Below are 12,861 nucleotides of genomic sequence, written 5' to 3' on the forward strand. Positions count from 1 at the left end.
GAGCGGCTTTAGCCGCGAAGAGGCCAGTACAGACTGTACAAATTCAGAAGGGCGCAGGGCACTCGAACTTCAACCGCTCCCCGGACACCGGGTGGGTAAAGCTCAGCATCGAGGCATGCAGGCACAGCCGCTCATGGGCCGCCAGTGCCTCGGGGTTGGCATACAGCCGGTCGCCCAGCAGCGGGTGCCCGATCGACAGCATGTGCACGCGCAACTGGTGCGAACGCCCGGTAATCGGTGTCAGTTCTACCCGGCAGTAATCACCGCAGCGCTCGACGATACGCCAGAAGGTCAGCGCATGCTTGCCCTGCTCATGGTCCACCACATGCCGTGGCTTGGTCGGCGGGTCGTAGCGCAGAGGCAGGTCGATGCTGCCGCTGTCCAGCGTCGGTTGGCCCCAGCACAGCGCGGTGTAGGCCTTTTCGGTTTCGCGGTCATGGAACTGGCGCGACAGCTCACGGTGGCTGTCGGCATCCCGGGCCAGCAGGATGATGCCGGAGGTTTCCCAGTCCAGGCGGTGCACGATCAACGCGTCGGGGTAGCCGTTTTCCTGCAGGCGAGTGATCAGGCAGTCCTTGTTGTCCTCGGCGCGGCCGGGTACCGACAGCAGCAGGGTCGGTTTGTTGATCACCAGGATGGCGGCGTCTTCGTGCAGGATCTGGATGTTGGACAGCGGCATTGCTTGGTCTCGGTTAACTCGGGGGAAAACAGCGGGGCCGCTTTGCGGCCCATCGCCGGCAAGCCAGCTCCCACAGGGTTGGCGCTGTACCTGTGGGAGCTGGCTTGGCGGCGATGGGCTGCAAAGCAGCCCCAATGATCCAGGCCTGGTCGCGAAATCAGCGATCCGGCAAGGTGATGTTCAGCTCCAGAATCGAGCAGCTACCCTGGTTTTCCAGCTCGATATGCACATCATCGTTGCCGATGTTCACATACTTGCGGATCACTTCCAGCAGCTCTTTCTGCAGCGCTGGCAGGTAGTCCGGTTCGCTGCGTTGGCCGCGCTCGTGCGCCACGATGATCTGTAGACGCTCTTTCGCTACCGACGCGCTGGTCTGTTTCTGTCTGCCACGAAAGAAGTCAAAAAGGTTCATGGTTTACTTGCCTCCAAACAGGCGCGCGAAGAATCCTTGCTTCGGCACTTCGATGAACCGCAGGGGCTTTTCTTTGCCCAGCAGACGGTCGACGGTATCGCTATAGGCCTGGCCGGCATCGCTCTGGTCGTCGAGGATGACCGGGATACCCTGGTTGGAAGCCTTGAGCACTGCCTGGCTCTCGGGGATCACACCCTTGAGCTTGATCGCCAGGATCTCTTCGACGTCGGCGATGCTCAGCATTTCGCCCTTTTCCACGCGCTCCGGGTGGTAGCGGGTGATCAGCAGGTGTTCCTTGATTGGCTCTTCGCCGTTCTCGGAGCGGCGCGACTTGCTCGACAGGATGCCCAGCATGCGGTCGGAGTCACGTACCGAGGACACCTCGGGGTTGGTGACCACGACGGCCTCGTCGGCAAAGTACATGGCCAGGTGTGCACCTTTCTCGATACCGGCCGGCGAGTCGCAGATGACGAATTCGAAGTCTTTCTTCAGCTCCATCAGGACCTTTTCCACGCCTTCCTGGGTCAGCGCGTCCTTGTCACGGGTCTGGCTGGCGGCCAGCACGTACAGGTTCTCGAGGCGCTTGTCCTTGATCAGGGCCTGTTGCAGGTTGGCTTCACCGTTGACCACGTTGACGAAGTCGTACACCACGCGGCGTTCGCAGCCCATGATCAGATCGAGGTTACGCAGGCCCACGTCGAAGTCGACGATGACGGTCTTGTGGCCACGCAGTGCGAGGCCGGTACCAATGGCGGCGCTGGTGGTGGTCTTGCCCACCCCCCCCTTGCCGGAAGTAACCACGATAATCTTGGCCAAGGTGTTTCACCCCTAAAATAATCGGGACACAAGTCCCTGCAAAAATACAAATAAATGGCAACGGTAAGAAAAGTTGCACTAAAAATGCTGGCAAGTATCCGTTAAAGACGGGTGATGTTCAACACGTCGCCAGACAGGCTGACTTGCACGCCGGTGCCCCACAGCGGGTCGCGGCGCAGGTCTTCGCAGACCTTGTACTGGCCGGCGATGGAGACCATTTCGGCGGTCATCTGCTGGCAGAAGATACGTGCCTTGGTATTGCCTTTGATGCCGGCCAGGGCGCGGCCGCGCATGGCGCCGTACACATGGATGTTGCCATCGGCCAGAAGTTCCGCCCCCGGGCTGACCGAACCGGTCACCACCAGGTCGCCGCCCTGAGCATAGATCTGCTGGCCGCCACGTACTGGCGCAGTGATGATGCGGGTCGGGCGCACTTCGGGTTCCAGGATCGGCGGCGGGACGGGGGCCGGTTCGGGTTTCTTCACCTCGGGCTCGGGCTCCAGCGGCCGCTCGCGGGCGCCGGATGGCGGCAGCACCGGCAGGTCGATGGCGATGGCGGCGGCGATGTCCTCGATGCGGTTGGCGCGGATGGCCAGGGTACGCAGGCCGTGGTGGCGGCAGATCCGCATCAAGCCAGGCAGGTCGATTGCCCCCGCGTCGGCCGGCAGCTTGTCCAGCGCCAGCACCAGCGGCGTGTTGCTGAAGAAGTTCGGTGCCTGGGCGACTTTGGCCGCCAGCTGGCGGTCGAGGGCTTCAAGGTCATTGCGCGCCAGTTCCAGCACGGTAATGGCGAGCATGCTGCCCTTGAGCTGGAACACGGAGGCGGTGTCGGGTGTGTGGTTTGGGCTCATGGTCTGCATAGACGGCTTGTTGCGAAAAAAGTGCCCTGACTTATAACGATAACACCGGTTGCCCGCAACATGCGCTGATCCGTTGTAGAATGCGCGGCCTTTGTCTTTCCGGAAGCTTCAATGGAACGCCCGCGTTTTCGTCCCTATTTCCTTCACCCACGTTTCTGGGGCCTGTGGCTGGGCCTGGGCCTGCTGTGGCTGGTGGTCCAGTTGCCGTACCGGGTCCTGTTGAAAGTCGGTGCCGCGCTGGGTGCGGTAATGTACCGCTTTGCCGGTGAACGGCGGCGGATTGCCGCGCGCAACCTGGAACTGTGCTTCCCCGAGTTGTCGGTCGACGAACGGCAGCGTCTGCTCAAGGCCAACTTCGCCTCTACCGGTATCGCCTTCTTCGAAATGGCCATGAGCTGGTGGTGGCCCAAGGCCCGGCTGGCGCGCCTGGCCCATGTCGAGGGGCTGGAGCACCTGCAGGCCGCCCAGCAGGCGGGGCAGGGTGCCATCCTGATGGCGGTGCACTTCACCACCCTGGAAATCGGCGCCGCGCTGCTGGGCCAGCAGCACACCATCGACGGCATGTACCGCGAGCACGGCAACCCGCTGTTCGACTTCATCCAGCGCAGCGGCCGCGAGCGGCATAACCTCGACTCCCTGGCGGTGGAGCGCGAGGATGTGCGCGGCATGCTCAAGCTGCTGCGTTCGGGCCGGGCGATCTGGTACGCACCCGACCAGGACTATGGCGCGAAGCAGAGCCTGTTCGTGCCGCTGTTCGGCATCCCGGCGGCGACGGTGACCGCCACCACCAAGTTTGCCCGGTTGGGCAAGGCGCAGGTGATTCCGTTCACCCAGAAGCGCCTGGAAGATGGCAGCGGCTATCGTCTGGTGATCCACCCGCCGCTGGCGGACTTCCCCGGGGAAAGCGAAGAGGCCGACTGCCTGCGCATCAACCAGTGGGTCGAGAGCGTGTTGCGCGAGTGCCCCGAGCAGTACCTGTGGGCGCACCGCCGGTTCAAGTCGCGGCCCGAAGGGGCGCCGCGGCTGTATGACAAGAAAAAGCGCTGAATTTCGTTTGGCCTGTGCCGGCCTCTTCGCGGGTGAACCCGCTCCCACAGGTATTTCACAAGGCTTGAAGGTTGTGCAGCCCTAGTGGGAGCGGGTTCACCCGCGAAGAGGCCGAGCCTGAACGCACATCAATCCCAGGAAGGACTCCATGGCGTCACCCCCGGTAACCGGTCTTATCCTTTCTGGCGGCGGCGCCCGCGCCGCCTATCAGGTCGGCGTGCTGGCCGGCATCGCCGAGCTGCTGCCCGCTGGCGCGCGCAACCCGTTCCCGGTCATCGTCGGCACCTCCGCCGGCGCCATCAACGCCGTCACCCTGGCCAGCGGCGCCACCCATTTCAACGATGCCGTACAACGGCTCACCGCCTTCTGGCAGAACTTGCGCAGCCACCTGGTCATCCGCAGCGACTGGCCCGGGGTGGTCCGCCAGGCTAGCCGCTTCGTTGCCCATAACCTGTTGGGCGTGGGTGGCCCGGCGCCAGTGGCGCTACTGGACAGCAGCCCATTGCGCGGCTTGCTGCAGGCGCAGTTGAACCTGGACGGCATCGCCCACTCCCTGGCCGCCGAGCAACTGCGCGCCGTCGCGGTGACCGCCTTCGGCTACGAATCCGGCCAGGCGGTGACTTTCTATCAGGGCCGCGGCACCATCGAAGCCTGGTTGCGCCACCGCCGCATCGGCATGCCCACGCCGTTGACCATCGACCACCTGCTGGCCAGTGCGGCCATCCCGCTGCTGTTCGCTCCGGTGCGGCTGGGCGACGAATATTTCGGTGATGGCGCGGTACGCCAGTCGGCACCGATCAGCCCGGCCCTGCACCTGGGCGCCAGCCGGGTCCTGGTAGTCGGGGTCAGCGGCAACCCGCAGCGGCCGGCGCCACCGTTGCCGACCCAGCGCGTGTTCAGCGGGCAGCAGCCGAGCCTGGCGCAGATCGGTGGGCACATGCTCAACAGCACGTTCATTGACAGCCTGGAAGACGACATCGAGCTGCTGCAGCGCCTGAACCACTTGAGCCAGCTGTTGCCGGCGCACCTGGATGCCCGGCGCCTGGGCCTGGCGCCAATCGACGTGTTGGTGGTAGCGCCCAGCCAGCCGCTGGACGAGATTGCCGCGCGGCACCGGCGCGAGTTGCCGGCGGCGTTGCGTGTGTTCCTGCGCGGACCGGGGGCGACGCGTACCAGCGGGGCGGGGGTGTTGAGCTATCTGCTGTTCGAGGCCAGTTACTGCAGCGAGCTGATTGAGCTGGGGCGAAAGGATGCGTTGGCCAAGAAGCGGGAGCTGTGCCAGTTCCTGGGGATTTGATGTTGCCTGTGCCGGCCTCTTCGCGGGTGAACCCGCTCCCACAGGTACGGCACAGCCCTTGAGAGCGGCGCGGTCCCTGTGGGAGCGGGTTTACCCGCGAAAGGGCCGGGCCTGCCTACTCGGCTATCTGCAGTTTGCGCGCCTGGGTATACACATACCGCACCTTCTCGTATTCGAACGGCGAGTTGAGCTGGCCATAGCGGAATTTGGTGCTGTAGCGCTTGTCCACCACACGCAACACGGAGATTTCCGGGTGGTCGCTGCTGGCTTCGGCCACGTTCAGGTAGTTGATCGCCTGTTCGCCCGCATAGTCCACCAGCAGCCCGGTGGTGTCGCGCAGGTTCGACGGCCCCAGCACCGGCAGCATCAGGTATGGCCCGTCCGGTACGCCATAGAAGCCCAGGGTCTGGCCAAAGTCCTCGCTCTGCCGTGGCAGGCCCATCGCGGTCGCCGGGTCCCACAGCCCACCCACGCCGATGATGGTGTTGAACATCAGCCGCGCGGTGATCTCCGCCGAGCGCTTGGCCTTTAGCTGCAACACGCTGTTGAACAGGTTCGGCACGTCGCCCAGGTTGTTGAAGAAGTTGCTCACCCCGGTGCGCACGAAGCGCGGGGTAACGTACTGGTAGCCGCTGACCATCGGCAGCAGCACCCATTGGTCCAGGCGGTAGTTGAAGTGGTAGACGCGCCGGTTGATCGACTCCAGCGGATCGTACACGTTCAGTGCTTGCAGGGTAGAGCGCTCGAACTCGCGCTGGTCCAGCCCCGGGTTGAATTTCAGCTCGCGCAGCGGGTCGACGAAACCATCGGCCTCGGGTGCCAGCGGTGCTGCGGTGACTTGCGGGTCGGCCTCGATCACGCTGGCCCGCGGGGCGGGTTCGGTGGCCAGGGCGTGGCCGGCGGCGAACAGGGCAGTGGCGAAGAGGAGTTTGTTAACCACGGAAGAACTCCAGCATGGCGTCACTGTTGACGCGGTAGTTGAGGTTGCCGCAATGGCCGCCATGGGGGTAAAGGGTCAGGCGCTCACCGAACACCTTGCGCAGGAAACCGATGTCGCCCGGGCCGAGGATGACGTCGTCGGCGTTGTGCATCACGGCGATCTTGTCGCTGCTGCGCAGGTAGTCTTCCAACGCATACAGGCTGACCTGGTTGACCAGTTGCAGGATGCTGTTGCCGTCGGTGCGGGCGCGCCACATGGGGATGACCTGCTCGGTCATGTAGCAGTCGAAGTCGCACTGCAGGGCACGCTTGAAGAACGGTGTGAGGCTGCTGCCCTCGGTGATCGGGAACTTCGGCGGAATGATCAGGCCGCGGCGGTTGATCAGGTCGGAGGTGAAGGCGATGTCGGCCGCCGAGAAGCGGAACGAGGTGCCGATCAGCATGGCCATCTGCTCGTTGGACAGGTGCTGGCGCGACTGCTGGAAGTCGTACAGCAGGGCCTCATTGAGGTCGATGTAGCCCTTTTCCTGGAAGTAGCGGGTCAGCTTGGCCAGCATCAGCTCGTAGAAGGTGGTGCTGCGGTCGATACCCTTGACCTGGGTCTGCACCAGCTTGTCGAGGTTGTTGATCGAGGTGTACAGGTTGACCGGTGGGTTCAGCAGCAGCACGCGTTTGAAGTTGAAGCTGCGGCGGGTTTCGTCCAGGTGGCTGACGAAGGCAGCGTCGAGTGCGCCCAGGCTGTAGCCGGTGAGGTAGAACTCGCTGACCGGCAGGCGCGGGTGCTGGGCGCGCACGGCCTGCATCACCCGGTACATGTCTTCGGCATCATCCTGGCTGACGCCGGGGGTGGCGAAGCGCGAGGCGGCGCTCATGAAGTCGTAGCTGGTGGGCGACGACAGCTGCACCACGTGGAAGCCGGCCTGGTAGAACAGCTTTTTCAGGTACTCGTTGATGCTGCTGGTATAGGGCGCACCGGTGCCGGCGATGATGAAGATCAGCGGCGCCTCGCGGTCCTGGCGGGCCAGGCGGTACTTGAGCTTTTTCACTGCCCAGAAGTTGTCGGGCAGGGTGAACTCACGGTCCGGGCGCAGGTTGAGGCTGTAGTCGGACTGGCTGATTTCGTCGTCGCCGGGCAGGGTGGGGCGCTGCTCCGGCGGCGTGGTGGCGATGGTCGCCTCGAACGGGTTGGTCAAGGGGTAGCCATAGCTTGCGGCGTCGATATCCCGCGCCGAAGCGGCCACAGCCATGAGCAGGCCGCCGAGCAAGGCAGCGAGGCGCAAAGATCGAAGCATGTAATCCCCCAAAAGAACGCAAGGTCGAGCAGTGTGCAGGCTAGGACCACATTTAACCGGGCAAAGTTGCCTGTTGCGGTGGCCTTTGGTGTGCTTGTTATCTGCAACATAGTTGCAGGGTTGTGATTTTGCCTTGCTACAGGGCATAAGCGATCATGGATGCTTTCGATTACCGATATAGGAAAACAGGATGTCTCGCTCGCTGCCGGTTGCGCTAGTGGCAATTTTTATCGGGCTGTTGCTCGCAGCCAGTTACGGCGTGCGTTATGGGCTGATGGAAGACGGTCAGTGGGTAGGGCTGTGCACGGTGCCGACAGCGTACTGGCAGTGCGAGGTACGCTCGCTGCTGGGGTTGGGCATTCACCACCAGGTGCTGGCCTGGGGTGGGTTGGGGCTGGCGCTGCTGGCACAGTTGGTTGCCGCGCGGGTCGGCTGGTGGCTGGCAGTGCTGGCGTTGGTGTTCGCGGTGCCGGCACTGGTGCTGTATACCGCCAGCATTGCGGTGTTTGCGCTGGTGCTGGCGGGGTTGCGGCTGGTCAGGTCACGGCGGCGCGGCTGACAGGGGGCTGGCTTGGGTGTGGTGGCGGCGCTCGATTTCCGCCCCACCACAACAATCAAACCGGTCGCAACCGCAAGCTCCGCCACAACGCCACCGTCATCAACAAACTCACCGCCGCCCACCCCCAGGCCTGCTGGTTCTCCAGCCCCTCCACAAACAACTGCGGCGCCACCCCGGCACCGACGATGAACGCCAGCAACGCCACCTCGGCCCGCGGCGCTCGCACCGGCCACAGTGCAAACACCAGTGCCGGCAACGCCAGCGCTGCGCTGGGGAAGCTGCGATAGCGCGGGTCGAACACCATCGCCAGCATGCTCACCGCCGCAGCAAAGCCCGCCGCCAGCAACAGCCAGCCGGCCCGCGCCTGCAACCAGGCGTACAGGCGCTCGCGCCAGCCCGCACGCCGCGCCAGGGCCAGCACGGCATGAGCCAGCACCAGCAGGTTAAGCCCCGCCAGCAGCAGCGCCCACAGCCATTCCCCGGCAAAGCGCGCATGGGTACGCATCAGCTCACCCCAAAGCCCCAGGCAGCCCGCGCCGAACGCCGCCAGCAACGGCAGCAGCACGGCCGCCGTCGGCGTGGCGGGGCGCCCGGCAAGCATCAGCATCAGCACCGTCAGCACGGCACTGGCCAGCAACCACTGCGGCCAGGAAGGCAGGTTGCTCACTGGCCCTTCAAGTACGCCCTTGTCCTGCCGGTCGGCATTGTAAAGCCCCCAGTAACCGCCGACCGCGCCCTCATTGGCGCGCTTCCATGGCTGGTCGAACGCCTCGATCAGGTTGTAGTGCCAGCCGTTGCTTTCGGCCATGGCCACGAACCCACGAATGAAGCGCGCCTCGTTGACCCGGCTGGGCTCCGCGGTCTCGCGCTGACGGCCTTCGCTGGGCCAGCCGGTTTCGCCGATCAGGATGTCCTTGGGCGCGAAGCGCGTGGCGAACACCCGACGCACATCGGCGACATGGGCCAGGGCTTCGTCGATGCCACGCGGGTCGTCTTCCCAGTAAGGCAGCAGGTGGATAGTCAGGAAGTCCACTGCAGGCGCCACTTGCGGGTGCTGCAACCAGAATTCCCACACATCGGCGTAGGTCACCGGCACCTTGACCTGGCTTTTCACCCGGGCGATCAGCGTGGCCAGGTGCGCGCCGGTCACTTCCTTGCGTAGCAGCGTCTCGTTGCCGACGATCACCGCGCTGACCACGTCGGGGTTGGCGTTGGCGGCGGCGATCAGCAGGTCGATTTCCTTCTCGGTGTCGGCCGGGTGGGCGTTGACCCAGGCACCCAGCATCACCTTCAGGCCATGCTTGCGCGCCAGCGCCGGGATCGCCTCAAGACCGGTCTGGGAATAGGTACGGATGCACTGGAAACGCTCGGCCAGCAACGCCAGGTCGGCATCCATGCGTGCCGGGCGCAAGCGCAACGGCTGGTCGTAGGGCGACTGGTCCTTGTCGAACGGGGTGTACGAGGCGCATTGCAGCTTGTGCGTCGTGCTGGCCGCGTCGGGCAGTTGCACCGGCTTGCCAAGCCCGTACCAGAGCCCTCCGAGCCCGAGCAGGGCGAGCAGGCAGGCAAGCAGGTAGAACGGCAGCAGCAGGCGGGTAGAACTGGGCATCGGGCGGTCCATCGTCAGGCGCAAAAGGGTAGATAGTAGCCCGGCGCCAAACCTTTGGCATGCAAGGATCACGCAGGTCGGCGCAGGCCGATGGCGCTAATGGCATAGTGCTGTCGCATATGGGACGGGTACAGGTCGTAGCTGGAGCAGGTCGACTATTGTTGCAGGACGATGATGCAAATTCCGAGACCTGACGAGGGGATGCTTTGATGGCTGCTATTACAAAAGTGCGACGTTTCCTGGGTGTGGGCACCGCCATGGTACTGGCCATGAGTGCGGCACAGGCAATGGCCAAAGAAGTCAGCATTGGTTACGTGGATGGTTGGGCCGACAGTGTGGCGACCACCAACGTGGCCGCCGAAGTGATCAAGCAGAAACTCGGCTACGACGTGAAGTTGCAGGCCGTGGCTACCGGGATCATGTGGCAGGGCGTGGCAACCGGCAAGCTCGATGCCATGTTGTCGGCCTGGTTGCCGGTGACTCATGGCGAGTATTGGGCCAAGAACAAGGACAACGTGGTCGACTACGGCCCGAACTTCAAGGACGCCAAGATCGGCCTGATCGTCCCCGAGTACGTCAAGGCGGTGAGCATTGCCGACCTCAAGACCGACGACACCTTCAAGCAGAAGATCGTCGGCATCGACGCCGGCTCCGGCGTGATGCTCAAGACCGACCAGGCCATCAAGGACTATGACCTGACCGGCTACAAGCTGCAGGCCAGTTCGGGGGCTGCGATGACTGCGGAGCTGGGCCGTGCCTATGCCAAGCAGCAGTCGATTGCGGTGACCGGCTGGGTACCGCACTGGATGTTCGCCAAGTGGAAGCTGAAGTTCCTCGAAGACCCGAAAGGCGTGTATGGCGCCGCGGAAACCGTGAACAGCATCGGCAGCAAGGAACTGGCGACCAAGGCCCCGGAAGTGGCGGAGTTCCTGAAGAAGTTCAACTGGCAGTCGAAGGACGAGATTGGCGAGGTGATGCTGGCTATTCAGGAAGGCGCCAAGCCTGAAGCGGCGGCCAAGGACTGGGTGGCCAAGCACCCTGATCGCGTGAAGGAGTGGACTGGCAAGTAAGCAAACCTGCAGGGCCGGTGTTGCTGCTTCGCGGGTAAACCCGCTCCCACAGGGATATCACAAGGCTGAAGCTTGTGGCGATCCCTGTGGGAGCGGGTTTACCCGCGAATGGGCCATGGCTTTGTTACTCAATCTGTAAAACACCGTTGCATCTAAGACTAAGGTCGTCTGGTTGGCGTCCGATAGCCGCATAAAGTAAGGGTCGTGGGTTCCACCCCTATCTGTGCTGCTAGGACAAAAACAATGAACGACAGCATTTACCTCTCGATACAAAACAGCCCCCGCTTCAAGGAGCTGGTCACCAAACGCGAACGGTTCGCCTGGATTCTCTCGGCGATCATGCTCGGCCTGTACTGTGCCTTCATCCTCCTGATCGCCTACGGTCCTCAGATCCTGGGTACCAAGCTCAGCCCTGAGTCATCGATTACCTGGGGCATTCCCCTGGGCGTCGGCCTGATCGTCTCGGCATTCGTCCTGACCGCCATCTACGTACGCCGCGCCAACGGCGAATTCGATGAGCTGAACAAGGCCATCCTGAAGGAGGCGCAACAATGATTCGCCATGCCAAAGCCTTGGCCGTACTGGCCTGCGGAGCCTTCGCACCCGCCGTGTGGGCTGCCGATGCCCTGACCGGCGAGGTGCAGAAGCAACCACTGAACGTCTCCGCGATCGCCATGTTCGTGGCCTTCGTCGCCTTCACCCTCTGCATCACCTACTGGGCCTCCAAGCGCAACAAGTCGGCATCCGACTACTACGCTGCCGGCGGCAAGATCACCGGCTTCCAGAACGGCCTGGCAATTGCCGGCGACTACATGTCGGCTGCCTCGTTCCTGGGTATTTCCGCACTCGTGTTCACCTCTGGCTACGATGGCCTGATCTACTCGATCGGCTTCCTGGTCGGCTGGCCGATCATCCTCTTCCTGATCGCCGAGCGCCTGCGCAACCTGGGCAAGTACACGTTTGCCGACGTGGCCTCGTACCGCCTCGGGCAGAAGGAAATCCGCACCCTGTCGGCCTCCGGCTCGCTGGTGGTGGTGGCGTTCTACCTGATCGCCCAGATGGTCGGTGCCGGCAAGCTGATCGAGCTGCTGTTCGGCCTGGACTACCACGTGGCGGTAATCCTGGTGGGTATCCTGATGTGCCTGTACGTGCTGTTCGGCGGCATGCTGGCCACCACCTGGGTACAGATCATCAAGGCTGTGCTGCTGCTGTCCGGTGCCAGCTTCATGGCGCTGATGGTGATGAAGCACGTGGGCTTCGACTTCAACACCCTGTTCTCCGAAGCGATCAAGGTGCACACCAAAGGCGAGGCGATCATGAGCCCGGGTGGCCTGGTCAAGGACCCGATCTCGGCGTTCTCGCTGGGCCTGGCGCTGATGTTCGGTACCGCTGGCCTGCCGCACATCCTGATGCGCTTCTTCACCGTCAGTGATGCCAAGGAAGCGCGCAAGAGCGTGCTGTACGCCACCGGCTTCATCGGCTACTTCTACATCCTTACCTTCATCATCGGCTTTGGCGCCATCCTGCTGGTCAGCACCAACCCGAACTTCAAGGACGCTGCTGGCGCCCTGCTGGGCGGCAACAACATGGCAGCGGTGCACCTGGCCAACGCCGTGGGTGGCAGTGTGTTCCTCGGTTTCATCTCGGCAGTGGCCTTCGCCACCATTCTGGCGGTGGTTGCGGGCCTGACCCTGGCCGGTGCCTCGGCGGTGTCCCACGACCTGTACGCCAGTGTATGGCGCAAGGGCAAGGCCAACGACAAGGACGAGATCCGCGTGTCGAAGATCACCACCGTCGCCCTGGGGGTGCTGGCGATCGGCCTGGGCATCCTGTTCGAGAAGCAGAACATCGCCTTCATGGTCGGTCTGGCGTTCTCCATCGCCGCCAGCTGCAACTTCCCGGTACTGCTGCTCTCGATGTACTGGAAGAAGCTGACCACCCGCGGCGCCATGATCGGCGGCTGGCTGGGCCTGGTGAGCGCGGTGACGCTGATGGTCCTCGGCCCGACCATCTGGGTACAGATCCTCGGCCACGAGAAGCCGATCTACCCGTACGAGTACCCGGCGCTGTTCTCGATGGCCATTGCCTTCGTCAGCATCTGGTTCTTCTCGGTCACCGACAAGTCCAAGGCAGCTGAAGACGAACGTGCACTGTTCTTCCCGCAGTTCGTGCGGTCGCAGACTGGCCTGGGGGCGAGTGGGGCGGTTTCTCACTGATGCCGGCGTAATGCCTGCTTGTTGATCGAGATGGGCCGCCTTGCGGCCCATCTCAGGGTTTGGGA

The 12,861-nt window shown here is 63.5% G+C and carries 13 protein-coding genes; 6 read left to right on the forward strand and 7 right to left on the reverse strand.

The genetic code is table 11. The features are described 5' to 3' along the window. Positions 1 to 43: 43 nt before the first annotated feature. From FQ664_RS08975 to minC, 4 genes are all read right to left on the reverse strand, one after another. Positions 44 to 679, reverse strand: a complete 636-nt coding sequence (locus tag FQ664_RS08975; RefSeq protein WP_144171622.1) for an RluA family pseudouridine synthase — start codon at positions 677 to 679, stop codon at positions 44 to 46. A 157-nt stretch (positions 680 to 836) separates the two neighbouring features. Beyond that, positions 837 to 1,091: a cell division topological specificity factor MinE gene (minE, locus tag FQ664_RS08980; RefSeq protein WP_003252572.1), complete on the reverse strand. Its 255-nt coding sequence runs from the start codon at positions 1,089 to 1,091 to the stop codon at positions 837 to 839. A 3-nt stretch (positions 1,092 to 1,094) separates the two neighbouring features. Next, positions 1,095 to 1,907: a septum site-determining protein MinD gene (minD, locus tag FQ664_RS08985; RefSeq protein WP_114167976.1), complete on the reverse strand. Its 813-nt coding sequence runs from the start codon at positions 1,905 to 1,907 to the stop codon at positions 1,095 to 1,097. 101 nt (positions 1,908 to 2,008) lie between these two features. Further along, the gene (minC, locus tag FQ664_RS08990; RefSeq protein WP_144171623.1) at positions 2,009 to 2,767 is read right to left on the reverse strand and encodes a septum site-determining protein MinC; all 759 of its coding nucleotides are present in this window, start codon (positions 2,765 to 2,767) and stop codon (positions 2,009 to 2,011) included. Between the two features lie 111 nt (positions 2,768 to 2,878). Here minC and FQ664_RS08995 point away from each other — a divergent pair, with 111 nt between their 5' ends. Beyond that, entirely contained in the window at positions 2,879 to 3,814 is a 936-nt protein-coding gene (locus FQ664_RS08995; protein ID WP_063911595.1) for a lipid A biosynthesis lauroyl acyltransferase, read from the forward strand. 148 nt (positions 3,815 to 3,962) lie between these two features. Then, a complete protein-coding gene (locus FQ664_RS09005; protein ID WP_144171624.1) occupies positions 3,963 to 5,111 on the forward strand; it encodes a patatin-like phospholipase family protein in 1,149 nt (382 codons plus the stop codon). A gap of 115 nt (positions 5,112 to 5,226) precedes the next feature. On the opposite strand, the gene FQ664_RS09010 is transcribed toward FQ664_RS09005, so the two are convergent. Together FQ664_RS09010 and FQ664_RS09015 are read right to left on the reverse strand one after the other, a co-directional pair. After that, positions 5,227 to 6,051: an MlaA family lipoprotein gene (locus tag FQ664_RS09010; protein ID WP_144171625.1), complete on the reverse strand. Its 825-nt coding sequence runs from the start codon at positions 6,049 to 6,051 to the stop codon at positions 5,227 to 5,229. Continuing rightward, positions 6,044 to 7,342 carry a serine/threonine protein kinase gene (locus FQ664_RS09015; protein ID WP_144171626.1) on the reverse strand — a complete coding sequence of 433 codons (1,299 nt, stop codon included), beginning with the start codon at positions 7,340 to 7,342 and terminating at the stop codon, positions 6,044 to 6,046. Before FQ664_RS09015 ends, FQ664_RS09010 begins: the two co-directional genes overlap by 8 nt. Before the next feature lie 190 nt (positions 7,343 to 7,532). On the opposite strand from FQ664_RS09015, the gene FQ664_RS09020 reads away from it, so the two are divergent. Continuing rightward, positions 7,533 to 7,901: a hypothetical protein gene (locus tag FQ664_RS09020; protein ID WP_144171627.1), complete on the forward strand. Its 369-nt coding sequence runs from the start codon at positions 7,533 to 7,535 to the stop codon at positions 7,899 to 7,901. A 55-nt stretch (positions 7,902 to 7,956) separates the two neighbouring features. On the opposite strand, the gene FQ664_RS09025 is transcribed toward FQ664_RS09020, so the two are convergent. Beyond that, the gene (locus tag FQ664_RS09025; protein ID WP_144171628.1) at positions 7,957 to 9,522 is read right to left on the reverse strand and encodes a glycoside hydrolase family 17 protein; all 1,566 of its coding nucleotides are present in this window, start codon (positions 9,520 to 9,522) and stop codon (positions 7,957 to 7,959) included. A 197-nt stretch (positions 9,523 to 9,719) separates the two neighbouring features. Here FQ664_RS09025 and FQ664_RS09030 point away from each other — a divergent pair, with 197 nt between their 5' ends. From FQ664_RS09030 to FQ664_RS09040, 3 genes are all read left to right on the forward strand, one after another. Next, complete coding sequence (locus FQ664_RS09030) at positions 9,720 to 10,580, forward strand: glycine betaine ABC transporter substrate-binding protein (protein WP_144171629.1); 861 nt, start codon at positions 9,720 to 9,722, stop codon at positions 10,578 to 10,580. A gap of 243 nt (positions 10,581 to 10,823) precedes the next feature. Next, the gene (locus FQ664_RS09035) at positions 10,824 to 11,135 is read left to right on the forward strand and encodes a DUF485 domain-containing protein (protein WP_003260090.1); all 312 of its coding nucleotides are present in this window, start codon (positions 10,824 to 10,826) and stop codon (positions 11,133 to 11,135) included. Continuing rightward, positions 11,132 to 12,796, forward strand: a complete 1,665-nt coding sequence (locus FQ664_RS09040) for a cation acetate symporter (protein WP_144171630.1) — start codon at positions 11,132 to 11,134, stop codon at positions 12,794 to 12,796. Before FQ664_RS09035 ends, FQ664_RS09040 begins: the two co-directional genes overlap by 4 nt. Positions 12,797 to 12,861 lie beyond the last annotated feature (65 nt).

Origin of the sequence: Pseudomonas persica (assembly GCF_900291015.1) — a bacterium.
In the GTDB taxonomy this organism is placed as follows: Bacteria; Pseudomonadota; Gammaproteobacteria; order Pseudomonadales; family Pseudomonadaceae; genus Aquipseudomonas.

Excerpts from the sequence above, each read along its gene's own strand:
- FQ664_RS08975 (WP_144171622.1), bottom strand. The coding sequence starts at position 679 with ATGCCGCTGTCCAACATCCAGATCCTGCACGAAGACGCCGCCATCCTG.
- minE (WP_003252572.1), bottom strand. The coding sequence starts at position 1,091 with ATGAACCTTTTTGACTTCTTTCGTGGCAGACAGAAACAGACCAGCGCG.
- minC (WP_144171623.1), bottom strand. The coding sequence starts at position 2,767 with ATGCAGACCATGAGCCCAAACCACACACCCGACACCGCCTCCGTGTTC.
- FQ664_RS08995 (WP_063911595.1), top strand. The coding sequence starts at position 2,879 with ATGGAACGCCCGCGTTTTCGTCCCTATTTCCTTCACCCACGTTTCTGG.
- FQ664_RS09005 (WP_144171624.1), top strand. The coding sequence starts at position 3,963 with ATGGCGTCACCCCCGGTAACCGGTCTTATCCTTTCTGGCGGCGGCGCC.
- FQ664_RS09015 (WP_144171626.1), bottom strand. The coding sequence starts at position 7,342 with ATGCTTCGATCTTTGCGCCTCGCTGCCTTGCTCGGCGGCCTGCTCATG.
- FQ664_RS09020 (WP_144171627.1), top strand. The coding sequence starts at position 7,533 with ATGTCTCGCTCGCTGCCGGTTGCGCTAGTGGCAATTTTTATCGGGCTG.
- FQ664_RS09025 (WP_144171628.1), bottom strand. The coding sequence starts at position 9,522 with ATGGACCGCCCGATGCCCAGTTCTACCCGCCTGCTGCTGCCGTTCTAC.
- FQ664_RS09030 (WP_144171629.1), top strand. The coding sequence starts at position 9,720 with ATGGCTGCTATTACAAAAGTGCGACGTTTCCTGGGTGTGGGCACCGCC.
- FQ664_RS09035 (WP_003260090.1), top strand. The coding sequence starts at position 10,824 with ATGAACGACAGCATTTACCTCTCGATACAAAACAGCCCCCGCTTCAAG.
- FQ664_RS09040 (WP_144171630.1), top strand. The coding sequence starts at position 11,132 with ATGATTCGCCATGCCAAAGCCTTGGCCGTACTGGCCTGCGGAGCCTTC.